The 26496-nt window shown below is 58.6% G+C and carries 30 protein-coding genes; 25 read left to right on the top strand and 5 right to left on the bottom strand.

Annotation, left to right across the window (positions count from 1 at the left end):
• Window positions 1–11 precede the first annotated feature (11 nt).
• The 22 genes from AC3WN7_RS15135 to AC3WN7_RS15240 all read left to right on the top strand — a co-directional run bounded on the left by AC3WN7_RS15135 (window position 12) and on the right by AC3WN7_RS15240 (window position 17601).
• Window positions 12–785 (top strand): flagellar hook-basal body protein, encoded by a 774-nt coding sequence (locus AC3WN7_RS15135; protein WP_102674618.1) that lies wholly within the window; start codon window positions 12–14, stop codon window positions 783–785.
• A 5-nt stretch (window positions 786–790) separates the two neighbouring features.
• The gene (gene flgA / locus AC3WN7_RS15140) at window positions 791–1495 is read left to right on the top strand and encodes a flagellar basal body P-ring formation chaperone FlgA (protein WP_102674619.1); all 705 of its coding nucleotides are present in this window, start codon (window positions 791–793) and stop codon (window positions 1493–1495) included.
• The gene (locus AC3WN7_RS15145) at window positions 1482–2057 is read left to right on the top strand and encodes a flagellar basal body L-ring protein FlgH (protein WP_102674620.1); all 576 of its coding nucleotides are present in this window, start codon (window positions 1482–1484) and stop codon (window positions 2055–2057) included. Before flgA ends, AC3WN7_RS15145 begins: the two co-directional genes overlap by 14 nt.
• Window positions 2054–3163 carry a flagellar basal body P-ring protein FlgI gene (locus AC3WN7_RS15150; RefSeq protein ID WP_102674621.1) on the top strand — a complete coding sequence of 370 codons (1110 nt, stop codon included), beginning with the start codon at window positions 2054–2056 and terminating at the stop codon, window positions 3161–3163. Before AC3WN7_RS15145 ends, AC3WN7_RS15150 begins: the two co-directional genes overlap by 4 nt.
• Window positions 3164–3172: 9 nt before the next feature.
• A complete protein-coding gene (locus tag AC3WN7_RS15155; protein ID WP_102674622.1) occupies window positions 3173–3550 on the top strand; it encodes a flagellar biosynthesis protein FlgB in 378 nt (125 codons plus the stop codon).
• 2 nt (window positions 3551–3552) lie between these two features.
• Complete coding sequence (locus AC3WN7_RS15160) at window positions 3553–3948, top strand: flagellar basal body rod protein FlgC (protein WP_102674623.1); 396 nt, start codon at window positions 3553–3555, stop codon at window positions 3946–3948.
• Window position 3949: 1 nt separating this feature from the next.
• On the top strand, window positions 3950–4255 hold the full coding sequence (gene fliE / locus AC3WN7_RS15165) for a flagellar hook-basal body complex protein FliE (protein ID WP_007988845.1): 306 nt from the start codon (window positions 3950–3952) through the stop codon (window positions 4253–4255).
• A 3-nt stretch (window positions 4256–4258) separates the two neighbouring features.
• Complete coding sequence (fliF, locus tag AC3WN7_RS15170; protein ID WP_102674624.1) at window positions 4259–5626, top strand: flagellar basal-body MS-ring/collar protein FliF; 1368 nt, start codon at window positions 4259–4261, stop codon at window positions 5624–5626.
• A 4-nt stretch (window positions 5627–5630) separates the two neighbouring features.
• Entirely contained in the window at window positions 5631–6083 is a 453-nt protein-coding gene (locus tag AC3WN7_RS15175; RefSeq protein WP_102674625.1) for a hypothetical protein, read from the top strand.
• Window positions 6070–6810 carry a FliH/SctL family protein gene (locus tag AC3WN7_RS15180; protein ID WP_102674626.1) on the top strand — a complete coding sequence of 247 codons (741 nt, stop codon included), beginning with the start codon at window positions 6070–6072 and terminating at the stop codon, window positions 6808–6810. The genes AC3WN7_RS15175 and AC3WN7_RS15180 overlap by 14 nt, the downstream gene beginning before the upstream one ends.
• A complete protein-coding gene (locus tag AC3WN7_RS15185; protein ID WP_102674627.1) occupies window positions 6788–8140 on the top strand; it encodes a FliI/YscN family ATPase in 1353 nt (450 codons plus the stop codon). The genes AC3WN7_RS15180 and AC3WN7_RS15185 overlap by 23 nt, the downstream gene beginning before the upstream one ends.
• Entirely contained in the window at window positions 8130–8591 is a 462-nt protein-coding gene (locus AC3WN7_RS15190; RefSeq protein ID WP_102674628.1) for a hypothetical protein, read from the top strand. Before AC3WN7_RS15185 ends, AC3WN7_RS15190 begins: the two co-directional genes overlap by 11 nt.
• The gene (locus AC3WN7_RS15195; RefSeq protein ID WP_102674629.1) at window positions 8581–9354 is read left to right on the top strand and encodes a hypothetical protein; all 774 of its coding nucleotides are present in this window, start codon (window positions 8581–8583) and stop codon (window positions 9352–9354) included. Before AC3WN7_RS15190 ends, AC3WN7_RS15195 begins: the two co-directional genes overlap by 11 nt.
• Window positions 9344–9766, top strand: coding sequence for a flagellar hook capping FlgD N-terminal domain-containing protein (locus AC3WN7_RS15200; protein ID WP_007988864.1), 423 nt, complete (start codon window positions 9344–9346; stop codon window positions 9764–9766). The genes AC3WN7_RS15195 and AC3WN7_RS15200 overlap by 11 nt, the downstream gene beginning before the upstream one ends.
• Window positions 9766–10944, top strand: a complete 1179-nt coding sequence (flgF, locus tag AC3WN7_RS15205) for a flagellar basal-body rod protein FlgF (RefSeq protein ID WP_102674630.1) — start codon at window positions 9766–9768, stop codon at window positions 10942–10944. The genes AC3WN7_RS15200 and flgF overlap by 1 nt, the downstream gene beginning before the upstream one ends.
• A gap of 123 nt (window positions 10945–11067) precedes the next feature.
• Complete coding sequence (locus AC3WN7_RS15210) at window positions 11068–11685, top strand: FliM/FliN family flagellar motor switch protein (RefSeq protein ID WP_256585689.1); 618 nt, start codon at window positions 11068–11070, stop codon at window positions 11683–11685.
• A gap of 14 nt (window positions 11686–11699) precedes the next feature.
• A complete protein-coding gene (locus AC3WN7_RS15215; protein ID WP_102674632.1) occupies window positions 11700–12005 on the top strand; it encodes a FliM/FliN family flagellar motor switch protein in 306 nt (101 codons plus the stop codon).
• Window positions 12002–12346, top strand: a complete 345-nt coding sequence (locus tag AC3WN7_RS15220; RefSeq protein WP_102674633.1) for a hypothetical protein — start codon at window positions 12002–12004, stop codon at window positions 12344–12346. Before AC3WN7_RS15215 ends, AC3WN7_RS15220 begins: the two co-directional genes overlap by 4 nt.
• 10 nt (window positions 12347–12356) lie before the next feature.
• Window positions 12357–13079, top strand: coding sequence for a flagellar type III secretion system pore protein FliP (gene fliP, locus AC3WN7_RS15225; protein WP_256585690.1), 723 nt, complete (start codon window positions 12357–12359; stop codon window positions 13077–13079).
• Between the two features lie 19 nt (window positions 13080–13098).
• Window positions 13099–13812, top strand: a complete 714-nt coding sequence (locus tag AC3WN7_RS15230; protein WP_102674635.1) for a sigma-70 family RNA polymerase sigma factor — start codon at window positions 13099–13101, stop codon at window positions 13810–13812.
• Between the two features lie 636 nt (window positions 13813–14448).
• The gene (locus AC3WN7_RS15235; protein ID WP_095966551.1) at window positions 14449–16488 is read left to right on the top strand and encodes an oxidoreductase; all 2040 of its coding nucleotides are present in this window, start codon (window positions 14449–14451) and stop codon (window positions 16486–16488) included.
• A gap of 186 nt (window positions 16489–16674) precedes the next feature.
• Window positions 16675–17601 carry a 1-aminocyclopropane-1-carboxylate deaminase/D-cysteine desulfhydrase gene (locus AC3WN7_RS15240; RefSeq protein WP_102674637.1) on the top strand — a complete coding sequence of 309 codons (927 nt, stop codon included), beginning with the start codon at window positions 16675–16677 and terminating at the stop codon, window positions 17599–17601.
• Window positions 17602–17631: 30 nt separating this feature from the next.
• Here AC3WN7_RS15240 and AC3WN7_RS15245 read toward each other — a convergent pair whose 3' ends face one another.
• The 3 genes from AC3WN7_RS15245 to AC3WN7_RS15255 form a co-directional block, all read right to left on the bottom strand.
• A complete protein-coding gene (locus tag AC3WN7_RS15245) occupies window positions 17632–18192 on the bottom strand; it encodes a cytochrome b (protein WP_102674638.1) in 561 nt (186 codons plus the stop codon).
• Window positions 18193–18428: 236 nt separating this feature from the next.
• Window positions 18429–19256: a phosphonoacetaldehyde hydrolase gene (gene phnX, locus AC3WN7_RS15250; protein WP_102674639.1), complete on the bottom strand. Its 828-nt coding sequence runs from the start codon at window positions 19254–19256 to the stop codon at window positions 18429–18431.
• A 151-nt stretch (window positions 19257–19407) separates the two neighbouring features.
• Window positions 19408–20517 carry a 2-aminoethylphosphonate--pyruvate transaminase gene (locus AC3WN7_RS15255; protein WP_102674640.1) on the bottom strand — a complete coding sequence of 370 codons (1110 nt, stop codon included), beginning with the start codon at window positions 20515–20517 and terminating at the stop codon, window positions 19408–19410.
• A 109-nt stretch (window positions 20518–20626) separates the two neighbouring features.
• Here AC3WN7_RS15255 and AC3WN7_RS15260 point away from each other — a divergent pair, with 109 nt between their 5' ends.
• Window positions 20627–21490 carry a LysR substrate-binding domain-containing protein gene (locus AC3WN7_RS15260; RefSeq protein ID WP_095966546.1) on the top strand — a complete coding sequence of 288 codons (864 nt, stop codon included), beginning with the start codon at window positions 20627–20629 and terminating at the stop codon, window positions 21488–21490.
• Window positions 21491–21584: 94 nt separating this feature from the next.
• On the opposite strand, the gene AC3WN7_RS15265 is transcribed toward AC3WN7_RS15260, so the two are convergent.
• Window positions 21585–22457 carry a LysR family transcriptional regulator gene (locus AC3WN7_RS15265; protein ID WP_015094338.1) on the bottom strand — a complete coding sequence of 291 codons (873 nt, stop codon included), beginning with the start codon at window positions 22455–22457 and terminating at the stop codon, window positions 21585–21587.
• Between the two features lie 267 nt (window positions 22458–22724).
• Between AC3WN7_RS15265 and AC3WN7_RS15270 the strand changes: the two genes are divergently transcribed.
• Window positions 22725–24050 carry an MFS transporter gene (locus AC3WN7_RS15270; RefSeq protein ID WP_102674641.1) on the top strand — a complete coding sequence of 442 codons (1326 nt, stop codon included), beginning with the start codon at window positions 22725–22727 and terminating at the stop codon, window positions 24048–24050.
• Window positions 24051–24120: 70 nt separating this feature from the next.
• Here the strand turns inward: AC3WN7_RS15270 and AC3WN7_RS15275 are convergent, their stop codons facing one another.
• Window positions 24121–25533, bottom strand: a complete 1413-nt coding sequence (locus AC3WN7_RS15275; RefSeq protein WP_102674642.1) for a type VI secretion system Vgr family protein — start codon at window positions 25531–25533, stop codon at window positions 24121–24123.
• A gap of 225 nt (window positions 25534–25758) precedes the next feature.
• Between AC3WN7_RS15275 and AC3WN7_RS15280 the strand changes: the two genes are divergently transcribed.
• Entirely contained in the window at window positions 25759–26463 is a 705-nt protein-coding gene (locus AC3WN7_RS15280; RefSeq protein ID WP_102674643.1) for a YebC/PmpR family DNA-binding transcriptional regulator, read from the top strand.
• Window positions 26464–26496 lie beyond the last annotated feature (33 nt).

Raw genomic sequence — 26496 nt, forward strand, 5'->3', positions numbered from 1 at the left:
GGAGTGTGGTTGTGATTGATTCATTGAGTATTGCCAGCTCCGGTCTGGCCGCGAACCAGGCATGGATCGACAGCATTTCGAACAACGTCGCCAACATGCAGACCATTGGCTACAAGCGCAGTCAGGTGGACTTTCACGACATGGTCCGGGAAGTCGGGACACGTGACGATGGCGGTGGCATGAACGAGAGCTTGCTGACGGGCGCGGGTATTCAGGCTTCGCAGCCGAGCCAGGTCTTCAGCCCGGGGACAGTCCGTGAGAGTGGTAACGCGCTGGATCTGGCCATTCAGGGCGATGGCTTTTTCGAAGTGGCATTACCTACGGGCGAGCTGGCGTACACCCGCGCCGGACGTTTTCACCTCGACAGCGAAGGCCAGCTGGCAATGCCGGACGGGCAAACGCTGACAGCCGATCTACGGGTACCACCGGACGCGCGCAACCTAGTGATCAAACAGAACGGTGAGGTTCAGGCGACCATTACCGAGACTGGGGAGGTCATTAACGTCGGTCAGGTGCAATTGGCCAAATTCGCCAGTGCCGAAGCAATGACGAAGCTCAGCGATGGTCTTTATCGCCCGACGCTGACCAGCGGCGAAGCCATCTACGCAGAGCCGGGTCGAGACGGTCAGGGTGTTCTGTTGCAAGGGTATGTCGAGATGTCGAACGTCAATCTGATCGACGAAATGAGCGGGTTGGTTCTGGCTCAACGTGCCTACCAGATGAATGCGCGATTGCTGCAAGCCAGCGATCAGATTCTGGAAACCATCAATAACCTGCGCCGTTGACCATCATGAATACTCATTGGTTGGCCGGGTTCGGGCTTTGGGTCGCAAGCAGTGGCTGTTTTGCCGAGGCGGTGTTCAGTGCCGGTTGCGATGCTGTCGCGTCAAGTAATGCCTTGGCGACGGCGACCCAAAATCTTCAGGCGCAGTTGGCTACACCTGAGGTTGAACTTCAGCTCACGCCTATGGGTGAGCTCCCGGCCATGGTTCGTCCGCAAGTCAGGTTGTTGAGCCAAGGCATACGCAGCCGGGTGCCGGTCGCATTCAGTGGCACGGTGTGCGGCCATGATCGGCCCAGTGTGGTGACGGTTTGGTTCAAGGTCCAGGCCTGGAAGCAGGCGTGGGTCTATGGCCGCAATGGGCGAGCCGATCAGGTCGTGACCGAGGTTCAACCGCGTCTGGAACGGGTGGACCTGGCGGCGGCGCAACTTTCACCGAACGATTTGCCCAACGATGTTGCAGGGCAGTGGCTGAATCAATCGGTCAATGCCGGCATGCCGGTGCTCAAGCGTCATCTCAAGGCTGAGCCTCTGGTGTATCGCGATGCTCCGGTGACCGTGGTGGTCTATGGCCCTGGCCTGATGCTGCGCACCGAAGGCAAGGCGCTACGTCCGGGTGTTCTGGGGGAGCGGGTACCGGTGATGCTGGACGGAGCCGAGTCGAGCCTGTTGGCTGTGGTCGCCGGCAAAGGAGAGGTTCATGTGGAAAGATAGCGCCCGCAGAGCGTTGCTGGTGATGCTGCTGCCGGGAGTGGCTTGCGCACAGAGCCTGATCGATCCCGATGGCTATCGGTCACTGACCGGCGACCGCCGTGGTTACCATCTAGGCGATGCCCTGACGGTTCTGGTGGTGGAGTCCACTACGGCCCAGAGCGCGGCCGGTACGGGAGCCGACAGCAATACCGATATTGTCGCGCGCACGGGTCTGGACAGTAATACCCATCAAGCGAACCTGGGCTTGAGGGGCGATACCAATGCTGCTGGGCAGACCAACCGCAGCGGACAAATTCGCACAAACGTTTCCGTACGGATCATCGAGCAACTTCCCGAGGGTTTGCTGCGCGTCAGTGGCGAGCAGCGAGTGATGGTCAATGATGAAAAACAGCAGGTGAGAATCACCGGTCTGGTTCGACCGGATGACATCGCATACAACAACACGGTGCTTTCCTATCGCCTGGCAGACGCACAAATCGACATCGTCGGTGACGGTGTGGTGACCGACGCGCAGAAGCAGAACATCGTTTTTCGGGTGCTCAAGTGGCTGCGTATCTTATGAAAATTGTTGCTCGACTGCTTTCGGGTCTGTTGCTCGCTCTTTGGTTGCAGCCGACGCTGGCTGATGTCCGGATCAAGGAGCTGACACGCATTCAAGGCGTGCGGGACTATTCCATCATCGGTTATGGCCTGGTGGTTGGTTTGGCCGGCACGGGCGATACCGACCGCAATCGGGCCACCCGTCAGTCGCTGGTCAATACCCTGAAAAACTTTAACGTGAACGTTGCCGAAAGTGACCTCAATACCCGCAACTCGGCGGCGGTGATGGTCACCGGTAACTTGCGGTCGTTCAGTGAGTCGGGGGACAAGCTGGACGTGGAGGTCTCTTCTCTTGGCGATGCCCGCAGTCTGCTGGGGGGCACCTTGTTGATGACGCCTCTGTATGGCCCGGACGAAAAACTCTATGCCCTGGCCCAGGGACCGATGTCGGTGGGTGGGTACGTTTTTGAGGCCAACTCCAATTCGGTGCAGAAAAACCATCCAACGGTCGGGCGTATTCCGCGAGGCGCCAGTGTAGAGCGTTCGGCCTTTTCAGAAAGTGATGAGGTTTCGAGAAGTCTGGTGCTGATTCTCAACGAGCCGGACTACACCACTGCGCAGCGAATTGCCGATGCCTTGAGCCGCGAGTTGGGGGTGCCCGGCGTGCGAGTGGTGCATGCCGCCAAAGTTGAGGTCCCCGTCACTGCAGGAATGACCGTGCCTCGGTTGATTTCGCGGGTACAGAACGTTTCAGTGGCACCGGATTATGCTGCCCGGGTGGTCGTCAATGAGCGCACTGGCACCGTGGTGGCGGGCGCCAACGTTCGGTTGGGCGAGGTCAGCATTTCCCAAGGCTCACTGAGTGTGGTGATCAGCACCAAATTCCAGGTTTCGCAACCGTCCTGGGTCGCGCGCACCGGGCCGAGCGTCGGTACTGTGGTTGTGCCCGATACCGAACTGACGGTGAATGAAGAAGAACACGGCCCCGTAAAACTGGCCGAGGGCGCGACGGTGGGCGATCTGGTGAAGGCCCTCAATCGGGTTCGATTGAGCACGCGAGAAGTGATCACTGTGTTGCAAGCAATCAAACAGGCGGGCGCTCTGCACGCCGAACTCATTGTTCAATAAGGACGATTGATGTCAGTCGATATGAATCTTGCAATAGAGACTGTTCGCTTCGCCATGAGCCTGGAGCAATTGCAGGCGAAGGTCGCGGCACACAACATCGCCATGGCTAACGTTCCGGGAAGCAAGGCCATGCGTCTCAACAGCTTCGAACCGATGGCAGCCTTGCGTGGCCTGCACAACGATCCTGAGTTGTTTGGGCAGGCGTTGCGTTCGATGCAGGACAGCGAACTAACGCCGTATTTGCAAAGCTATACGCCGGGCTCGCCATTGGCACTGGACGGTGAAGTTGCGCAAATGTCCGCTGCGAGCGGCCGCTATCAGGCCTTGGCTGATGGCGTGTCACGCCAGTTCGCGCTGATGCAGTTGGCTATCCGGGGAGGTCGCTGAGGATGCCTCTGGACAACATCAGCGAGATTGTTCGCGGGAGTATGGCCTATGAGCGTTCACGGGTAGAGGTTGCGAGCTACAACCTGGCGATCGCCAACGTGGCGATAGGTCCGGGCGAACGTTCGCCGTTACTCAGCGTATCGCCTCCAACCAGCTTTGCCGGACAACTGGGGTTACAGCAGCCCCTCGTTCATGCCCAACCGCGTAGCGACACCCGATTGGTTCATGATCCAGCCCATCCCATGGCCGACCAGAATGGCATGGTGCATTACCCGAATATCGAAGCCGCCAGGGAGATGGCTACTTTGGTATCGGCAACCCGTGCCTATGAAGCCAATATTCGCTCTTACAACAGCTTGCGCGAAATGACGCTCAAAGCCTTTGAAATTGGAAAGTGATATGACCGCCGCCATCGCGCCTATTGCATTAACCACTGATCTTTCACCGGCCTCTGCCTTGGCGGACGGGCCGATGGGACCTCAGGGCACCGATTTTGTCGGTTTGTTGAAATCGGGCGCAACCCAACTAAGCGCACAAACCGGGCAAGCCAGCGAGCTGCTTTCGGCTTATGCGCTGGGCGAAAATATTGCACCCCACGATCTGGTCATGGCCATGGAGCAAGCGAAGCTGTCGCTGCAGCTGGCCGTAGAAGTGCGCAACCGCCTGGTAGATGCCTACCAGGAACTCACACGGCTGCAGATCTAAACCATGGAGAATCAATCGGTGTCCTCGTTCCTCGCAGGCCGTACCCGCGTCTTTCTGATAGGCGCTTTGCTGATTGTCGGCCTGCTGGCCGTGTCGGTGTGGTGGGTGATCCGGCCGCAATACGTTGCGTTGTACAGAAATGCCGACGAGGCATCCCAGGCTCAGATTCTGGCCACATTGAGTCAACGCCATGTGCCCTATCGGATCAATACACAGCAGGGTGTGATTGAAGTTCTGGCCGATCACGCGGCATCCGCGCGTATGTATCTGGCTGAGGCAGGTATTCCGACACGCGGCGGTACGGGGTTTGAACTGTTCGACAAGGCCGACTACGGCATGTCGGAGTTCAGTCAGAAAATCAATTACCAACGGGCCATGGAAGGAGAGTTGGCGCGCACGATCATGAGCATCTCCGAAGTGGAATATGCCCGCGTGCATTTGACGTTCAAGAAAACCAGCCTCTACCAGCAGGCGGAGGAACCACCCAAGGCGTCAGTGATTGTACGTCTGCGTTCCACGGGGACGTTGATACCTCAACGGGTCAGGGGTATTCAGCAACTGGTGTCGTCAGCGGTGGAGGGCATGACTCTCGAGCGTGTGTCGGTGCTCAATGAAGATGGGCAAGTGCTCAGTGCCTCCGATGGCGCAGCGGCGGCTCCGGAGCATCTGCAACTGACTGCTCAGGTCGAGCAGGCGCTGAAGTTGAAAGCTGAAGAGTTGCTGGCGCGTCCGCTCGGTCATCGTGGCGTCGATGTGTCTGTGCGGGTACTGATGAACTTTGACCGTGTCAGATCAATCAGCGAACAACCGCTCTCAAACAAGATACGTCGTGAAAAACGTACGGAGTCCACCGAGAACTCCAGTGGCGAATCCACGAGCAAGCGCTCCCAGAACAATCGGGAGATTGATTATGAGGTGGGTAAGGCGCGCGCCGAAACCGAGCATGCGGCTGGCAGGATTGAACGTATTACTGTCGGAGTAGTGCTCAGTACACCAGTGACGGACGCTCAGCAGAAAGATATCCAGGCCTTGCTTGAAGCGGCATTGGGGCTGGATCTCAAACGCGGTGATCGATTGGTGATGGTGTATATCCCCGATATGCCCGTGCCGCAGATGACTTCAGTAGCCGAGACTCCGGCGGAACCGGTGTCGGTGAGTCATGCCCCCTTAGCCGACGAGGATGTGTCTTTGCCATGGGCTCGCTGGCTTGGCATTGGATTGATGGTGGCACTGGTGATCAGTCTGTTGGTGCTCAGGGCGAAAGGACGTAGCAAAACGGTGTCCACCCCTGCATTGGTACCGCGACTGACATCAGTCGAGCGTGAGCAGTTGCTGGTCGACTTACGCCGTTGGCTACTGGAGGGGCGCTAACATCATGGAGTTCTCTGCACTTCGTAAAGCGGCTATTCGCCTTGCCTGTTCTCATGCCGAAGACCGTGACTGGATTCTTGCAAGGCTGGAACCTGACGAGCGTCACCAGGTTGAGGAGTTGTTGGAGGAGATCAATCTGTTGGGATTGACGAACGATCCAACCCTTGTTGAGGCCGTGATGAACGAGCTGGCGGTAGCACCGTCGGCCAGCCGAACGATGCCCGACAATACGCGACTTAAAGCCCGGCTCTCGAAAGCGACGCATCCCTTTTGGGGCGCACTGGTCCTTCAACTGGAAACGCCTGCTGTACGTCGTGAAGTGTTAGGGGGGCTGGCCAACAGCACCGACATCCGTCGATGGGATAGCCAATTCGCCAAGCAGATATTGCCCCCGGCGCTGATGGATAGCTTGAGAGCCCGGATGGAAGCTCAGGAGGCAGGCGATGAGCACCCCTAAGCCACCAATGTCGTCCACGGTGCTGCGTCAACCCTCCCAAAACCTGGGTACTCGACGTCTGCCGGTGCTTGACGGCAATGTCCGAACGAAGATGCCGCTCGATGAGGAACGTCAACCCGACGTTAAGGCGACTTTGCGTGACACCTTCGCGTTGGAACTCGCAGAAGTAGAGCGGGAGAGTCGCGAGAAAGGTTTGGCGCAAGGACTATTGGAAGGCGGCAAACAGGCTCGTGCGCAACTGACGGACGCCTTGGCTCAGCAAGAGCAGCAATGGCTGAAGAAGGAAGCGTCCTTGCGCGCTTCGCTCGAAACAGAACGCCTTCAACTTGCGCAACTGTTCGAAGCCTTGAGATTGCAACAGAAGCAGTTGATGCCAGCCATGGAACCCTTGGTCGGACGGCTTGCGCTGGCCGTGGTGACGCGCCTGTTGGGTCAGCATACCGATGCGCGTTCCTTAGTCGCCGACCTGGCGAGGCAGGCAATCGAAGAGTATCAATTGACCGGTCCGATGCGTATTCGTGTTGCCCGCGCGGATTATGAAACGTTGCTTCGATTAGCACCTGATGATGCGTTGTTGACCTCGCTTCTGGTCGATCCGCAGGCCTCTGCAGGAAGTTGTTTGATCGACTTTGAGGGCGGTCAACTGGATGTCGGTGTGCAAACGCAGTTGGCCAAAGCTGCATCAGTGCTGACCGGGCAAGGAGATGAATGTGTGGCACGGGCTTGAGAGTCGACTGCTGACACAGCTAGCCCAGACTCGCCTTTGTCGGCGCCTGGGGCGTTTGAGCTCGATTCAGGGCATGGTGCTTCACGCGACCGGTCTGGATGTGCGGCTTGGTGAATTGGTGGACATCCATCCCGCCCGAGGTGGGGAGATAATTGCGGCTGAAGTTGTCGGCTTGCGTAGCGAATACACCTTGCTGATGCCTTACGGCCCAGTGGATGGATTGTGCCTGGCCAGCGAGGTACATGCCAGTGGAGCCCCTTACATGGTTCCCGTGGGGGAGAGTCTTTTGGGGCGCGTCCTGGATGCGACCTGCAAGCCGCTGGATGACTTGCCTGCCCCTGGAGGGCTGACGCGGATGCCTCGTTTCGTGGCGCCGATCAATCCTCTGCACCGTTCGCCGATCAACACCACGCTGGTCACAGGCGTGAAAGCTGTCGATGTGTTCACACCTCTGGGACGCGGCCAGCGAATCGGCATCTTTGCCGGCAGTGGTGTGGGGAAAAGCACATTGCTGGGAATGATGAGCAAGTATGCAGAGGCGGATGTGATCGTGATTGCCTTGATTGGTGAGCGCGGCCGTGAGGTAGGTGATTTTATTCGCGATAGTCTGGGGCCGGAAGGTTTGAAAAAAGCCGTGGTGATTGCTGCAGCGGCTGAGCAACCGGCGGTTCTACGGCGTCAGGCGGCCTACACGGCAACGACCATCGCCGAGTGGTTCCGGGCTCAGGGCAAACATGTGCTGCTGATCATGGACTCGATCACCCGTTTTGCCCTTGCGCAGCGTGAAATCGGGCTTTCAACGGGCGAGCCCATGGGCAGCCGGGGTTACACGCCTTCGGTATTTGCCCTGTTGCCACCCTTGATGGAGCGTGCCGGTGCGTTGAACGGACAAGGCTCCATCACAGGGGTCTATACCGTACTGGTCGAGGGGGACGATATGAATGAGCCAGTGGCTGATCATATGCGTGCCATTCTCGATGGGCATATTGTTTTGAGTCGCAGTGTCGCTACGCGTGGGCACTGGCCGGCAATAGATGTTTTGCACAGCATCAGTCGACTGGTCGGCACCCTGCACACCCAAGAGCAGAAAGCTCAGGTTGAGCGCCTTCGTTCAGCACTTGGCAGCTATCAGAACAGCTTAGACCTGGTTGAGTTGGGGGCTTATGAAAAGGGTTCACAGCCACTGCTGGACACAATGATTGAGTTGAAACCTGAGTTTGACGCGTTGTTGCGGCAAACCCCTCTAGAGCATTTCCCGTCATCAGGTACCTGGCAATCCGTTCTCCAATTGGTCCAGCGACTGGGCAAAGGGGTGAGTGATGCAGGATGAATGGCGCAAGTTACGACAATTGGATGCAGCATCTCGTTTGCGAGCCATGCAACGGGAAAAGGCAGAGCTTGCTTACAACCGTAGTCGCCGTGAGTTGGCAAAAGCCGAGCACCTTTTGAGCGAGGAACAGGTTCGCTACGACAGCGTTCAAATGTGCTTTGAGGTGTTGGGGCGCATTGGAACCGCGCTAGATCCTTCCCAACATGAACAACGGTTACTGGCGCAGACAGCTGCCTTCCTGCGGCTTGAAGCTGCGCATCAGCCCGTCGTTGAAGCACGACGCCTGTCGCATTCGGCCATGACGCAATTACTCAAGTGCAAGGTAAACGAAGACCTGATTGGTAAGGCAAAAGACCGGGTAAAGGTACTGCTTGAGAAGGCTGTGCGCGAGCACGAAGCCATCGACATTTTTGATGCGCAGTTGGTTCAGGGAGCGGGATATGGCCGTTAAAGTTGGAGTGTCGCTGTGGACCGCGACGCCTGATCAGCAACGTGCTCCCGTTCGCGAAACGCAGACCCGGGACTTCGAGCGGAAGATAGGACTGCGTGATCATTCGCCAACGTCGAACGAAAGCGCGGGTCGGCAGCGCAACGAACACTTCATCTCGGAACAACGGCTACCGTATTCCGAATTTCCTGAGGCGGATCTGGTGCGGACTGTACGGCCGGGCTCAGGGGGGGCGTCAGAATCCAGGGCCACAGGGGCGCTTGAGCTTTATGCGCTAGGTGCATACGCCGGGCAGCATCTTTCTTATCTCCCCCAATTACTCCTGGCGGAGCAGGGCCTGCAAGGCGTTGCGCTAGAAGGTATGGAGCTTGGTTATTCAGAATCTTTGAACCCTCTGCCGATTGCCTCGAGGATTTCCCTCTCGCCTGGTACCGTCCTGATAAAAAGCCCGGACGGATCATGGTTCGAACCAGTTGGGTGTGAGCGGCAGGAAGTTGAGGATTCTGCCAGTCGACAGCTTCTGAGCTATTTCACCTGGAAATGGCCGGATCGGCACTTTCAATTTCTGCCCAGGGGCAAAGGGTTAGAGCTGCTGGTTCGGGACTACCGGCTGACGCCGCAAGAGTGCGATGAATTGATTGGCGAGTTATCTCGTCGGGCCTCATCGATGCCCGAGCGCCCGCAGCAGATCTGGCTCAATGGGGAGGAGATCTGGCGCGCATCGTCCCATTCGAACGATAACAAAGGTGAACGCAATGGCCGTTGAAGCGATTGGTAATGAGCTGAGTTCCACCACCTCGGAATTAGCCCAGAGCCGTTTGGGGCAGGAAGATTTCATCAAGTTGTTTTTGACCGAACTGACATTTCAAGACCCGTTGGAACCGATCAACAACCGCGAGTTTTTGGCGCAAATGGCGCAGTTCGCCAATCTTGAGCAGACCCGGGTCACCAACGAAAACACCAACAACCTGGTGTCCATGAATGCCACGTCGCAGTCCTTGGGGCTATTGGGGCGCGAAGTTGAAGTCAGCATCACCACCGGTGGGACAGTGATTGGCTCGGTGTCGGCGATTGCATTTTCGTCGACCGGGCCAGTGCTGTCCGTCAAACGAACCGACGGTTCAGTCCTGACAGACGTGCGTTTGTCGCAAATCAAACTTGTCAGGCAGGGGGCGTAATGCTGCAAGCTTTCTTTAATGGAATGAGTGGGCTTTTTTCCTTCGCCAAGGGGTTGGATAACGTCTCCAACAATGTGTCAAACATGAACACACCCGGCTACAGGGGCAGCGATACCTTTTATCGCGCTGTCAACGGACAGGATGGCCAGAGCTTTGGATCGGGCATTGCCGGTACGGAAGTTCGTATCAAACCGGGCGAGAATCGCCAGACTGGAAATAACACCAATGTGGCAATCAATGGTGCCGGTTATTTCGTTCTGCGCGATGAGCAGGGTGCTCTGTCATATACCCGTGCCGGGCAATTCCAGGTCGATAAGGACGGCTTTCTGGTCGATACCATCAGTCAGCATCGTACCGCGGGTATCGACTCGGCTGGAAACCTGTTCGACATCAATATCCAGCGCCAGCGTACCCTGCCACCGCAGGCGACCACCCGAGTCGAGATGGTTGGGGCATTGGCTCGTAGCGGTCCTACGGACGCGACCCATCAAATCAGCTCAATACAGGTTTTTGATGCGACCGGTGCAAGCCACACCCTGAGTGTCAAATTCGAACCGCAAACGACACCCTTCAATAGCTGGAGAGTCACGGTATCTGAAGCGAGCGGCGCACAGTTACAGACCGGTACCGTTGCCTTCGGGGCAGATGGCAGCCCCATTGCCGGTTTCAATACCTTATCTGTTCCTCTGACAGCCAATGGCGCGGTTCAAAGCATTCTGCTGGATTTCGGAACGCCGGGTAGCTTTAACCTGGCCTCGCAGGTCGCCAGCGGACCAAGCCACACGCTGGGCGCACGGGTGGTCGACGGCAGTGCGATCGCAGGTCTGAATACCTTCGCATTCGATGAGCAGGGCATTCTCAAGTTTACCTACGCCAACGGTGAGAAACGTGATGGAAGCCAGCTCGCGCTGGCGGATTTCGCTGATGAAAGCGCATTGATCGCGGGAGCTAATTCGCTTTACCACTCGCCTTCTTCCATGCAAGCGCAATTTGGTCGAGCAGGGGAGAAGCAGTTTGGTCGTATTCAGGGTGGTTATCTGGAGTTATCGAACGTCGATCTGGCGCAAGAGTTCGGCGACATTTTGATTATCCAGCGCGGATATCAGGCCAGCTCAAGAGTCATGACGGTCTCCAATGAGATGCTGGAGCAGTTGTACAACGGAACGAGAGGAGGCTGATCTATGCGGATGTTGGGATTTGTCGGTACGACTCGCTTGCGGATGGCATGTGATCGATTACCACCTGTGGCTCGGCACTGGTACGAGCAGTGGTGTTTTAGTGACGGACGCCACACGTGCGAGATGAGCTGTACCGCCCTGGGCGATTCCAGTGAGTTGGCGGCGACACTGGTATGGCTGCGTGCCAAGTCAGCCAATGGCTCGATTTGCCTGGCGGGTGATTGGAGGTCGATGGTGTTCGGGCCCTTCACCCATGAAACGCCTGAAGACGAGACGGCCAGACACCTATTGCGCGAAGCACAACTGGCCTTGATCAACAATGTACTCGAGGCCCTTGGGCAAAGCGCTATCTCCCACTTGGCGGCCGAACCGTCCAGGCCATTCTCAGATGTTCTCAATGCTCAGGTGCTGCTGCAGCTGAGCGTTGGTCAATCGACACTGTATCTGTTGCTGGATGCGGCATTGCTTAATGTTGCGCTTGAACCTTCCGTTCCCCGCAAACCGTTGATTGAACGCAAGCAGGCATTGGGTAATGCCCGGGTGAAGTTGTCCGTGCGTTTGCCCTTGGCAAGCCTCTCCATCGGTGAGATCAGAGACCTGCATCCGGGGGATACGTTGCGGTCCAGTGCATTGTTAGCCGATCCAGTCTCGTTACAACTGACCGAAGGCTCAGTAGTGGCTGGCGGATACCTGGCCAGACAGAACGACCACTTAGCCGTGCAACTAATTTCTATCAAATAACCTGGAGCTTAAGCGTGACCTCAACGGTAGATGCAATTGAACTGGAAGAGGCCAGAGTCGTGGCCAATGACGAGCTATCTCCGCTGATCAAGCGGGACATGAATTTGATTAAACACGTGGTCGTGGAGTTGGTGGTCCAGATCGGAAACGCATCGATGAGCGTGGATGAGTTGTTCGCGCTGAAGGCTGGCGATGTGGTCAAGTTGTTGGAGCAGGTCCATGAACCGGCGTCGCTGTGCCTGGATGGCAAACCGGTTGCCCGGGGCAATCTGGTGGCAGTCGACGATAATTTCGGTATTCAGTTGACGGAAATATTGTGACGTCCGAAACCGTAACTCAACCCCTCGGATTACCGTTGCGACAGGACGATCCGTTGTCATTTGTTTTGATGATCAAGGTGATGCTGGTCACGGCTTTGTTGTTGGCAGTGGTCTACGTCGTGATGCGCTGGTATGCGCGAAGTCACGTGGGGATTGCCAGCGCTTCGCCCGGCCCGGCCGAGTTGCAATGCGTACGTGCGTTGCGACTGTCGACCAAGACCAAGGTTTATCTGCTCAAGACAGAAACGTCGCAGGTTCTGGTCACTGAATCCTCTAACGGAACCACAGTGACCATTCTGTCTCAACACTCCTCATCTTCTGCATTGGATGCTCGCTCTTGATGTATTCGATATGACTCGCCATTTGCTGTTTCTAGTGCTGAGTTGCTTTGCCTCATTCGCCACAGCAGCGGATGACTTCTCCGAATGGGGCAGCCTGCACATCACCCAGATCCAATCACCGGTCAGCATCGTTGTCTTGCTGACGGCGCTTTCGTTTCTACCTTTTTTGGTCATTTCCCTGACTACGTTCACGCGCAACATTGTGGTGTTGTCACTGACCAGGCAGGCATTGGGGTTGCAACAGACGCCGCCGAATATCGTGTTGATTGTGCTGTCGATGTTCCTGACGCTATTCGCCATGGCTCCGACCTTGGAAAAAGCCTATGACGCTGGGATCAAGCCGTTTCTTGCAAACAAGGTGGGACTTGACGGCGCAGCGTTGCAGGGTTGGGTGCCGATCCGTGATTTCATGATCAGGCAAACCCATGAAGAAGATCTGCGTCTGATTTATGAGTTGGCCAAGGATCCGCTGCCGCAAGAGCCGGAAGGGCTATCCCCGGTAAAACTGGTGCCGGCATTTATGTTGAGTGAACTGAAAATAGCTTTTCAGATCGGCTTTATGATCTTCCTGCCGTTCTTGATCATCGATCTGGTCGTCGCGTCAATTCTGATGTCCTTGGGGATGATCATGGTGCCGCCCATTACTATTTCTCTGCCATTGAAAATCATGTTGTTTCTGTTGATCGATGGATGGGGCCTGATCGCCCAGACGTTGATGCGAAATCTCGGATAGGCCAAAGGTGGAGCCTTCCATGGCGACGGATGACACCAGCAATGAAGGTAATGAAGAGCACGCTTTGTGGCGTAATTGGCTGGACAGCAAAACAGATGCGGCCCGGAGCCGGTTGTTCTTTTTTTACGGCCATTGGCTTCGGATGATTGTCGGATTTTTGTATTCCCGCTATCCGCATCCACTGGCGGAGTGGGGCGATTACGTGAACCTGGCGTCGATTGGTCTGTTGCAGGCAATCGATCGGTTTAATCCTGAATTGAGTACCCGTTTCCAGTCTTATGCCGAACCCTATGTAAAGGGCAACGTCCTCAAAGGGCTGTCTTGTTATGTGAGCGACCAACGTCGCTATTATCGAGAGCGGCTAGAAAGTATTTCCGGTACGCAGGTGGATGGGCTAACTGAGTCTGATCTGGAACAGGTGGCGAACGTCGCTATTGGCTTGGCATTCGGGTTGTTTCTAGAGTCCGGCATCGTCGACCAGGAGCCTAAGGATAATAACCCCTTGAGCCTCTACGAAGTGGAGCGTGAGAGCGACGCGCTGAACGAGTGCGTAAAGCTTCTTTCGGCGAACGAAAGGCAAGTCATCCAGGGTCATTATCACCAGCATTTAAGCTTTACAGAAATAAGTGAGCTAATGGGGGTCTCTAAGTCACGGATTTCACAGTTGCATGCCCAGGCATTGAAAAAAATTCGGGTTAGCCACGAAAGATTAATGGCAGGGGGGAGTTGGTAGCATTGGTGGGACGACTTACCTGTTCTCAAGTGAGGTTTCATTCCAAAATCTAAAGACCTCGTTTTATTTTTTCTAATGACCACTGAAGGGAAGGTAGGCGGTAATTGCAATAAGCTGTGTAAACCAAAGTTTATAGTGGTATCTAGGGAAACCTTCAGGAGTATCGAATGCTTTGTGCGCAGTGCCGGGGTCGGTAGCTTCGCCAAGAACGTTTGATTCTTGAGCTATACCAACGGCGGGGCCAAGAGTGTCGCCAAGCTGGAGGTGTGCTTCGGAGTGCACCAGTTCAACACCGCACCGCGGAAATTCTTCTAGCAATGGCCCGACATCACTACATAAGATTTTTCACAAACGGCGCCCATGCTGGCGTTTAAGGTATTCGCGACACGGCTGACTATGGTTGGATGACTCCATTCTTAATGAAAAGAATTCCAATCGAAGTGAAAAGTCATGGGGCAGGCATGCGCTGACGTAGCAGCTATTTCCCAGTCACCCCAAGTTGCTGCGCATTTCGATCATTAAGTTGTCAGTTACGGTCATTGAGCGACGGCGTCGCGGCTCTTAGTCTGTCGAACATGACTGACGGGGGCCGTAGAGCTCCTGCACTTTCCGTGATCGATCGATGTGGAGTTACCGATGACCGCCGCTCAATACCCGCACCTGTTGGCTCCGCTGGACCTGGGTTTCACCACGCTGCGCAATCGCACCCTGATGGGGTCGATGCACACGGGCCTTGAGGAGAAACCGGGTGGTTTCGAACGCATGGCGGCGTACTTTGCCGAACGTGCCCGTGGCGGTGTCGGCCTGATGGTCACCGGCGGTATCGGCCCGAACGACGAAGGTGGCGTGTATTCCGGTGCGGCCAAGCTGACGACCGAAGAAGAGGCGCTCAAGCACCGTATCGTCACCCGTGCCGTTCATGACGCGGGCGGCAAGATCTGCATGCAGATTCTCCACGCCGGTCGTTATGCCTACAGCCCGAAACAGGTTGCACCCAGCGCCATTCAAGCGCCGATCAACCCGTTCAAGCCCAAGGAGCTGGATGAGGAAGGCATCGAGAAGCAGATCAGCGATTTCGTCACCTGCTCGGTACTGGCGCAAACCGCCGAGTACGACGGTGTGGAAATCATGGGCTCCGAAGGCTATTTCATTAACCAGTTCCTCGCCGCCCACACCAACCACCGTACCGACCGTTGGGGTGGCAGCTATGAAAACCGCATGCGCCTGCCGGTGGAAATCGTTCGCCGCGTGCGTGAAGCGGTCGGCCCGAACTTCATCATCATTTTCCGTCTGTCGATGCTCGACCTGGTCGAAGGCGGCAGCACCTGGGAAGAGATCGTTCAACTGGCCAAGGCCATCGAGCAGGCCGGCGCGACCATCATCAACACCGGTATCGGCTGGCACGAAGCGCGGATTCCGACCATCGCCACCAAAGTGCCGCGTGCGGCGTTCAGCAAGGTCACGGCCAAGCTGCGGGGTTCGGTGAATATTCCGCTGATCACCACCAATCGCATCAACACGCCGGAAGTCGCCGAGCAGATCCTGGCCGAGGGCGATGCCGACATGGTGTCCATGGCGCGGCCCTTCCTCGCCGACCCGGATTTCGTCAACAAGGCCGCTGAAGGTCGCGCCGATGAGATCAACACCTGCATCGGCTGCAACCAGGCCTGCCTCGACCACACTTTTGGCGGCAAGCTGACCAGCTGCCTGGTCAACCCGCGTGCCTGCCACGAAACCGAACTCAATTACCTGCCCGTGCAGCAATTGAAGAAAATCGCCGTGGTCGGTGCCGGGCCTGCCGGTTTGTCCGCCGCGACCGTGGCGGCCGAGCGTGGCCATCAGGTGACGCTGTTCGATTCGGCCAGCGAAATCGGCGGTCAGTTCAACATCGCCAAGCGCGTTCCGGGCAAGGAAGAGTTCTTTGAGACCCTTCGCTACTTCAACCGCAAGCTGCAGACCACCAACGTCGAGGTGTGCCTGAACACCCGCGTCGACGTGGCACAGCTGGTCGAAGGCGGCTACGACGAGATCATTCTGGCCACCGGCATTGCGCCGCGCGTGCCGGCGATTCCTGGCGTGGAAAACGCCAAGGTGCTGAGCTACCTGGATGTGATCCTGGAGCGCAAACCGGTCGGCAAGCGTGTCGCGGTGATTGGTGCCGGTGGTATTGGATTCGACGTTTCCGAGTTCCTCGTTCATGAAGGTGTCGCTACCAGTCAGGATCGCGCCGCGTTCTGGAAGGAATGGGGCATCGATACGCACCTTGAAGCACGCGGTGGTGTTGCCGGAATCAAGGCTGCGCCCCATGCGCCGGCCCGCGAGGTGTTCCTGTTGCAACGCAAGAAGTCGAAGGTCGGCGACGGCCTGGGCAAGACCACTGGCTGGATCCATCGCACGGGGCTGAAGAACAAGCAGGTGCAGATGCTCAACAGCGTTGAATACCTGAAGATCGACGACCAAGGCCTGCACATCCGCATCGGCGAAACCGGCGAGCCGCAGGTGCTGCCAGTGGACAACATCGTGATTTGCGCCGGGCAGGACCCGCTGCGCGAGTTGCATGAAAGCCTGGTGGCGGCGGGGCAGAGCGTGCACCTGATCGGTGGCGCGGATGTTGCGGCAGAGCTGGATGCCAAGCGGGCGATCAATCAGGGTTCGCGGTTGGCGGCGCAGTTGTAACAGACTGGTCTGTGGCGAGGGAGCTTGCTCCCGCTGGGCCGCGAAGCGGCCCCAAATCGGTAGCTCCGATACACCAGAAGTATCGAGTGTTCCGGGTTTGCGCCTGCTGCGCAGCCGAGCGGGAGCAAGCTCCCTCGCCACAAGTCAGCTGTTAAGATGCCGGCTCTTCATCCAGAGCCGGCATTGATGCTTCTTCCTCCAGAAGCCTGGTTAACCCAGGCTCCCCTCGAACCGCTCCACCTCGACTGGCTCACAGATGCCGGCGTCGAAGTCGCCATCCTGCGTCTGGACCTGATCGACCCGCTGATCAGCGGCAACAAATGGTTCAAGCTCATCGAACACCTGAAGACCGCCGACCACGCGGGGGCCGAAGGCATCATCAGTCTCGGTGGCGCGCACTCCAACCACCTCCACGCGTTGGCGGCGGCGGGCCAGCGTTTCGGCTTTTCCACCGTCGGCTTGTTGCGCGGGCATCCTCAGGAAACACCGACCGTGAGGGATTTGCAGGCATTTGGCATGCAGTTGCACTGGCTGGGTTACGGCGGCTATCGGGCGAGGCATGAAGCCGGTTTCTGGCAACCCTGGCAAACCCGCTACCCGACCTTGCACCCGGTGCCTGAAGGGGGAGGTGGTTTGCCAGGTGCCCTGGGTTGCATGCCATTGCGGGCTGCTGTTTGCGCGCAATTGCAGGGCTTGGGCTGGAACGACTACGACGGCTGGTGGCTGGCCTGTGGAACCGGCACGACGCTCGCGGGGCTGGTACTGGCCGAAACCGGTGATCATCCGGTTTTCGGGGCGTTGGCGGTGCCCGAAGATCATGGGGTGGCGCAGCAGGTCGAGCGGATCATGCAGGAAGCCGGTGTGGTCGATGCGGCGTATGAGCTGTTTGAGGCCAGTCGCGGTGGCTTCGCGAAGGTCGATCCGCTGCTATTTGAGTTCATCGAAAAGACCGGGCAGGCCAGCGGCATTCCCCTGGAACCGCTGTATACCGGCAAAGCGCTGCTGGCACTCAAGCAGCAAGTCGAAGCGGGCCGATTCGCCCAAGGTACGCGACTGATCTTCATCCACACCGGTGGCTTGCAGGGGGGGCGGGGATTGAAATCAACAAACTGAACGGCGCTCCCACATTTGAATTCATAGGTTTCAGGAGTCGCGGTTCACGCTCTTGGGCATCATCCGCAGCAAGGTGTTATCGCCCACCACATAATGGTGATACAGCGCGGCCACGGCATGCAGGCCGATCAACCAATAGCCGATAGTGCCGCCGAGCTCGTGCCAGTCCTGGAGTTGTTTGCCCAGCTCCTTGTTTTCGGCTATTGGCATCGGCAGGTCGAAACCGTAGAACATCACCTGGTTGCCTTTGGCGCTGGTGACCAGCCAGCCGAGAATCGGCGTGACGATCATGAAAATGTACAGCGCCCAGTGCATCAGCCTGGCCAGCGTCGTTTGCCACGGTGGCGAGGCGGGGAAGACCTGCGGCGCCGGGCCGAGACTGCGTGCGAACAATCGCAGCCAGACCAGGACGAATACGGTCAGGCCGAGCATGAAGTGTGATTCGACGATCAGCGTGCGTCCGCCACTGCCCTTGGGAAAGAGCCCGCGAAACTCGATACAGGCGTAAACCAGCACCAGCAGGACCAGCATTAACCAATGCAGTGTGATCGATACGGTGCTGTAGCGCGACTCGGAGTTTTTCCACGGCATACGGTGTTCCTCAGAGGTCCGGTTTAAAGCCACCGCTCTTGTCCGACGGTGTGCCTTAACTGTAATCCTGTTTCACCGGGTTTGCCTGAGGTGATTGGTCGCTGGATGCTCTGGATCGGGGCAATAGAAAAAAACATTGTAGGAGCGAGCTTGCTCGCGATGGTGTGTCAGTCGACATCAACGTATCTGACACTCCATCGCGAGCAAGCTCGCTCCTACAGGGGGCGTTGTGGTTTTTAGCTCGATTGCGGCATTTCGCCGTTGGCCAGACGCTTGTTGATGTCGGCGATCACCTGCGGCAGATCGGTGATGGTGTCGATCATGTAGTGCGGGCGCGAACCTTCGAACAGCGCATGGATGCGCTTGCGCTCGCTGTCCAGTTGGTCGCTGCCCAGCGCGCGATAACCTTCGTAATCCAGACCCAGGGCGTTGCCCGAGCAGATCAGCGCCACGGTCCACATGCCGGCGCGGCGACCTTCGAGAATGCCTGGCACGGTATCATCGATCTTCACGCAGGCGGCGACATCGTCGATGCCCAGGGCAATGACGTTGGCCAGCGCTTGGGCGGGCCACGGGCGGCCATTCGGGACTTCGTCGGTGGCCACCACGTGATCGGCCACATAGCCGTTGGTGGCAGCCAGTTCGACCACTTTGTCCATGACCTGTTTCGGATAACCGGAGCAGGAGCCGATCTTGATCCCTTGCTCGCGCAGGTTGGCGATGGTCTCCAGAGCGCCCGGAATCAGCGCCGAGTGTTCGGCGATTTTCTCGATCTGCAGCGGCATGAAACGCTGGTAAATCGCGGTGACGTCGTCGTCGGTCGGCGTGCGGCCGAATACTTTGCGATAACGCTCGGCAACTTCCGGCAGATCGCATAGGGTGCGGATGTGGTCCCACTTGCCCATGCCCATCGGGCCACGGGCTTCTTCGATGGACACCTGGACGTCGAACTCGGCGAACGCCTCGACGAAAATCTGCGTCGGGGCGAAGGAGCCGAAGTCGACCACGGTGCCGGCCCAGTCGAGGATGGCGGCCTGGAGTTTGCCTGGGTTGGAGTAGTTCATGGTGATCAAATTCCTTGGAAACTGGCGGATGAAGAGCAGCTTTGGGTGGGAGCGGGCTTGCTCGCGAAAGCGGTGTGTCAGCCGACATCCATGTTGAGTGTCAGTCCGTCTTCGCGAGCAAGCCCGCTCCCACAGGGGAATGCGGTGTGGGTTAGATCTCCAGCACTTCCATCTCGCGCAACACCTCGCCAATCGCGGCCACGGCTTCGCGCATCTCGGCCGGTTGCACATGTCCGATGCAGCCGACGCGGAAGGTTTCGACCTGGGTCAGTTTGCCGGGGTAGAGGATGTAACCCTTGGCCTTGACCCGCTCGTAGAATTCCTTGAACTGGTAGCGAGGATCTTTCGGGGCGTGGAAGGTGGCGATGATGGGCGCCTGAATGGCCGCCGGCAGGAAGCTGCGCAACCCCAGGTTACCCATCTCTTCCATGAGTGCCTGGCAGTTGGCGGCGTAGCGTTCGTGCCGGGCCGGCAAGCCGCCTTCTTCGTTGTATTGCAGCAGGGCTTCGTGCAGCGCCGCGACCACGTGGGTCGGCGGGGTGAAGCGCCACTGGCCGGTCTTGGCCATGTAGGCGTGCTGGTCCTGCAGGTCCATCGCCAGCGAGTGCGAGTTGCCGGCGGCGCTGGCCAGGGATTCTTTGCGAGCGAAGACGAAGCCCATGCCAGGCACGCCTTCCAGGCATTTGCCCGAGGCGGCGATCAGGGCGTCGAACGGCACTTGTTGCGCGTCCACCGGCAGGGCACCGAAGGAGCTCATGGCGTCGATGATCAGGCGCTTGCCGTGTCCGGCGACGACCTGGGCGATCTCCGGCAGCGGATTGAGGATGCCGGTGCTGGTTTCGCAGTGAATCAGGGCAACGTGGGTGATGCCGTTGTCGGCGCGCAGCAGGCGGTCGACGTCGGCAGCGGTGGTCGGTTCGTCTTCCGCGGTTTCGAAGGTGCTGAAGGAGCGGCCCAGCACTTCGCAGATTTTCGCCAGGCGTTTGCCGTAGGCGCCGTTGATCAGTACCAGAACCTTGCCATCGCGAGGCACCAGGGTGCCGATCGCGGCCTCGACGGCGAAGGTGCCACTGCCTTGCAAGGGCACGCAGTGGTGGGTGGCGGCGCCGTTGACGATCGCCAGCAATTGCTCGCAGAGGCTGGCGGTCAGTTGATTGAAGCGCTCATCCCATGAGCCCCAGTCGATCATCATCGCCTGACGGGTGCGGGCCGAAGTGGTCAACGGGCCGGGGGTGAGCAGGATGGGTTCGGCAGCACTCATTTTCGTGTCCTCGCAATCGATGGGATCAAGCTACGGGGCTTAAATTGCAATTTGCCGTGCTATCAATCAAATTGTTTGTTGTTATGCCAGCCATCAGTGAGGGTTATTCATGAACCTGTTTCAGCTCCGCGCCTTCGATGCCGTGGCCCGGGAAGGCAGCTTTACCCGGGCGGCGGCGCGACTGTTCATCAGCCAGCCGGCGGTCACCGGGCACATCAAGGCGCTGGAGGAGCACTACCAGATCACCCTGTTGCGCCGCACCGCCCGACGCGTGGAACTGACGGAGGAGGGCACCAAGCTGGCGGCGATCACCCGGGCGATGTTCGGCCTGGCCGAGGAGGCGCAGGCGATGCTCGAAGCCAACCGGCAATTGCTGACCGGGCGCCTGGAGGTGGCGGCGGACGGTCCGCACATGGTCATGCCGATGCTCGCCAGCCTGCGCGCGCGCTATCCGGGGATCACGGTGAACCTGCGCCTGGGCAACGCCCAGGAAACCCTGGCGGCGCTGCTGTCCGAACATGCCGACGTGGCGGTGCTGACCGAAGTCGAGCCGCGCAAGGGCTTGCATCTGCAGGCACTGAGCGAATCACGGATTTGTGCGCTGGTGCCCGACGGGCACCCTTGGGCGCAGAAGACCCAAGGCGTGCAGCTCAAGGAGCTGGATCAGGTAATCATGGTGCTGCGCGAGCCGAGTTCGATTACCCGGCGCACCTTCGATGAGGCTTGCGCTCAGGCCAGGGTCAATCCGCGGGTGCTGCTGGAACTGGACAGCCGCGAAGCGGTGACCGAGGCGGTGGCTGCCGAACTGGGGGTGGGGGTGGTGTCGTCGGTGGAAGTCAGCCACGACCCGCGAGTGGCGGCGGTGCCGATCATTGGCGAGGGGTTGGTGAACCGGCACATGATCGGGTGCATGGAGCGGCGGCGGGATTTGCGGTTGATTCAGGCTTTTTTGGGGTTGGCGTCAGTCAGGTAGACCGAGTCGCCTGCATTCGCGAGCAAGCCCGCTCCCACATTTGGAATGCATTCCCCTGTGGGGGCGGGCTTGCTCGCGAAGGGGCCGGTCCTGCCTACACAAGACTCTCGCGAACCATCTCAAGAAACGTCGCCACGATTCGCCGCGAACTCTGCTCGCGCAAGCACACCAGGGTTTCCGTCAGGCGGCGTTTGCAATCGGTAATCGGCAACGCGCATACCCGTGAGTCGGCGCCGAACTCGGCCGCCGACACCACGCCGATGCCAATCCCGACCACCACCGCTTCACGAGCGGCTTCCCGGCCTTCAACCTGGATCGCCGGACGAATGCGCAGCCCGGCGCCGGCCATTTCCTCCTCCAGGGTCTGGCGCGTCACCGAACCGATTTCCCGCAGTACCAGCGGTGTGTCATCAAGGTCGGCGAGGGTGATGGATTCACGGTCGGCCCACGGATGATTGCGCGACACGAACGCCACCATCGGGTCATTGCGCAGGGGCAGGGAGATCAGGCGTTCGTCACTGACGTCCCGGCCCAGCAACGCCAGGTCGGCCTGATAGTTGAACAGTCGAAACAGCGACTCATCAGTGTTGCCGGTTTCGATCTTCACGCTGATCCCCGGGTAGCGTTCGCAGAATCGGGCAATCTGCGGCAGCACGTGCACCGGCGCATCCACCGCCAGAATCAGGCTGCCGGTCTGCAGGGCCTGGGAATCCTGCAGCAGTTCCTGGGCTTCGGCCTCAATCACAAAAAGCCGCTGGGTAACGCTCAGCAGGCGTTCGCCCAGATCGGTCAGGCGTACCGAACGCTTGTTGCGGTGAAACAGCAAAACACCGTAGCGCTCTTCAAGTTTGCGCACTTGGTCGGAAATCGCCGGCTGCGTCAGAAATAGCCGCTCGGCGGCTTTGGTAAAGCTTCCATATACCGCAACGGCATGGAACGCTTTGAGTTGGGCGTGGGAAACCGACATCGATATCTCCAGTAACAAGCAAAGCTTATTTTGGAAATACGATAAATCGATTTCACTTATTAAACAGTAATTGTTTTTATCACACTCAGCCCCGCTGACCGGTCAGTCGAACCGCAGCGGGTGCCATGAGCCTGGGCGTGCAAAACAGGACTCATCTGACCGGTATCCGCCGTAGGGACAGGGCGATATCGCAGTGCTCAACAATAAAAAAACAGGCGTTTGCTTCCAATTCTGCCGGCACACTCACACCCTGAGGTCAGAATCACAATGAACAAGCACATCGGCACCATCAAGCGTTGGCGCGTGCAGATCTTCGCGATCACCTGGCTTGCCTACGCCGCGTTCTACTTCACCCGCAAAGCCTTCTCGGTGGCCAAACTCGGCATCGCCGAAGACCCGACCTTCATGCTCGACAAAATGGCCATGGCCAACCTCGATGCCATCTACCTGACGGCCTACGCCGTCGGCCAGTTCACCTGGGGCATCCTGGCCGACCGCTTCGGGCCGCGGGTGGTGGTGCTCGGCGGGTTGCTGATTTCCGCTGGTGCGGCGCTGGTGATGGGCAACTTTGCGACGTTACCGATTTTTGCTACCTGCATGCTGGTACAAGGTCTGGCGCAGTCCACCGGCTGGTCGGGGTTGTGCAAGAACCTGGGCAGTTTCTTTCCCTCCGAACAGCGCGGGCGGGTTTTGGGCCTGTGGAGTTCCTGCTACGCCTTTGGCGGGCTCGTGGCCTCGCCGTTTGCCGGCTGGTGGGCGTATACGCTCATCGGCACCTGGCATGCGGCATTTGTTTCCAGTGCGGTGGTGGTTGGGCTGGTCGCCGTGCTGTTTTTTATTTTCCAGCGCAACAAACCTGAAGACGTCGGCTTGCCGGCTGTGGAACCGGAGCCAGAACAGACCGCTGAAGAAACCCTTGCCCAAAGCAAAATCAGTATCTGGGTGCCACTCAAGGAAATCCTGCGCAACCGCACGGTACTGGTGCTGGGGCTGGCGTACTTCATGCTGAAACCGGCGCGCTACGCGATTCTGCTGTGGGGACCGGTGATCGTCTTCGAACAGATGCCTTCGGTGGGCAAGGTCGGTGCGGCGATCATTCCGACCTCGTTCGAGCTGGCCGGGTTGCTCGGGCCGATCATGATCGGCCTGGCCTCGGACAAACTGTTCGGCGCCCGGCGCATGCCGGCTTGCGTTCTCAGTCTGTTGGCACTCACCGTGACCCTGGCATTGTTCATGGGCGCCCTGCATACCGGCAGTGTGGTCCTGGTGGTGGCGCTCTTGTTCGTCATGGGCCTGACCCTCTACGGGCCGGACTCGATGATCAGCGGCGCGGCGGCGATCGATTTCGGCACGGCCAAGGCCGGTGCAACGGCGGCCGGGTTCGTCAACGGTTGCGGTTCCGTCGGAGCGGTGCTCGGCGGATTGCTGCCGGGTTACTTCGACTCGGTCACGGTGTTCATTGTCTTCGCCGGTTGTGCGATGTTCTCGGCGCTGGTGCTGATCCCGCACTGGAACAGTCGCCCCGGCGGCCTTAAAACCAACCCTCCCTCCGTGCCCAACCGAGCGATAAACATCAAACCCCTGCGTACCTGAATCCTGTTCCTCGTCGCCGATGTGTGCATCGTCGGCGGCGGTTACACCGGCTTGTGGACCTCGGTCATGCTCAAGGACGGTGGAGCAGCCAGTCGAACAGCAGGCGGGTATCGCCACGGGGTTCACGGGGCCGTGGGCGCAGAGGTTGTGGCCGAGGGCCCAGCGCCGTACAGAGCACCGGGCGATCCGGGTCACTGTCGAGGAAGATCACTTGTACCTCACTGCCGGCCACGGGCAAGCGGGAGGGATCGATCCAGTCCTCGGCGGTGGTCAGCGCCAAGGGTAGCCACAGGCCGCTGGACAACGACTCTGTGGCTGAATCTGTGGCGGGCCAGAGGTTCACCCGAATCCGGCCATCCTCGTTCACTGTCGGCGGTTGTCCGACCGGGCCGCACACCTGGCCTGGCTGATACCCGGGGATGCTCGGCCTGGGTTGTTTTAGCGCGGGCCTGAACACCGTTGACCAGGGGATGGCGCTGAATTGATTGCGGTAACCCAGGGCCATACCCGCTGAATCGTCGAGCAGAATCGATGACTGGCCTCCCTGATGGCTTGTTTCGGTTACCAGCCATTGATCATTGAAACTCGCCAGGGGATGCCCGGCCACCTGCACGATCCGGCCGCTGCGTAATGCTCCCAGGTTGCTTTGACCGTGGATCTGCAGGTGCCGGCACCGCAGGCGTTCCAGTTGTCGCCGGCTGAGCTGGTCGCGATGCTGCTGTTCGCCAGCGAGAACCTGTCTGGCCGTGGTGAACGAGTGATTGGCTGCACCGTCGCTGATGTCCGCTGCACCAGGATTGCTCGCACCCGGGCGCACAGGGGGGAGCGAAGCATCATGGCGCTGGAACAATTCGCTGATCACGGGTTGGTGATGATCGTCGACTGCGTCGCTGCGCAGCGACATGAGCAGCGGCTCCTGGGGGAAACTCAGGCTGTCATCGGCCAGTACCAGTACATGGCCGTCGCGTTGATGCTCGAAGTGGTAATGGATGCCTTCTTCCTCGCACAGTCGTTGCAACAATGCCAGGTCGGTTTCTTCGTACTGAATGCAAAAAGCTCGCACGGGATAGTGCCCGGTGGCCAGTTCAAAGCGATAACTGCTGGCGGGCAGCCCATGTTCCTCGAGCAACTGGCGCAGGATCATGGGCACGCTGGCGCGCTGGAAAACCCGTCGGCGGCGTCGCTGCTCCAGCGCCTGGAGACGGGACACCAGCACCAGTTTGTAAGCGACCCGGTGTGCGCTTCGATGTTCACACCCGGCGCTGTGCAGCACGCCATGCAGGCCCTGGTCGAGGCCGAACTCGAGGAACGCGGGCTGGTGCAGCAATCGTTCAAGGTTCAGGGCCGGTGCCAGGCCGATAACCTCGATGTCGAATCGATAGGGCTGGTTGAGTGCTTCGTGACCGCTGAACCGGACCACCTGGAAACTCAGGTCGTCATCGAGAAGCGTCAGGGTGGTGGGACTTTCCTTGTCGTTGTGCATCGAACACGCTGCCGCCGTTGAATAAGGTGCAAAGCGTACGAAACCCCGGCGCATTGCGGACAGGCCAAAGCGGCATTTCAGAATCCCCCTACAACCGCTGGTGAAGATGTCGATGCCAGTCGGGATTTTTTGGTCGATTGCCAACTTTAGGCCGTATAAACTTGCGCAAAGCGTCGGCCAATGGTTGTCTCGACGCCACAGATGTCACAGATAAGAGAGTGAGAAATGGGCGCACAGTGGAAGGTTAAACACAAAGAAGCGGCAGCCAATGCCAAGGGCAAGATCTTCGGCAAACTGGTGAAGGAAATCACCATTGCTGCGCGCAATGGCGCTGATGTTGCTACCAACGCGCACTTGCGTCTGGTGGTTGAACAGGCCAAGAAAGTTTCGATGCCCAAGGAAACACTGGATCGCGCCATCAAGAAGGGCGCGGGCCTGTTGGGCGAGACCGTGCAATACCATCGCGTGACCTATGAAGGGTTCGCCCCGCATCAGGTGCCGTTGATCGTCGAGTGCGTGACCGACAACATCAACCGCACCGTTGCCGAAATCCGCGTGGCGTTCCGCAAGGGCCAACTGGGCGCTTCCGGTTCGGTGGCCTGGGACTTCAACCATGTCGGCATGATCGAAGCGTCGCCGGACACCCCGGACGCCGACCCGGAAATGGCCGCCATCGAAGCCGGTGCACAGGATTTCGAACCGGGTGAAGAGGGTGCAACCCTGTTCCTGACCGAACCGACCGACCTCGACGCGGTACAGAAAGCCCTGCCGGAACAAGGCTTCACCGTGCTGTCGGCCAAACTGGGCTATCAGCCGAAAAACCCGGTCAGCGGCCTGAGCGACGAGCAGATGGCGGAAGTCGAAGCCTTCCTCGAAGGCCTCGATAACCATGACGACGTGCAAGACATGTTTGTCGGGTTGGCGGGTTGATCTGATTCACCAGTGACACCGTCTTCGCGAGCA

Source organism: Pseudomonas sp. FW305-70 (genome assembly GCF_058783925.1).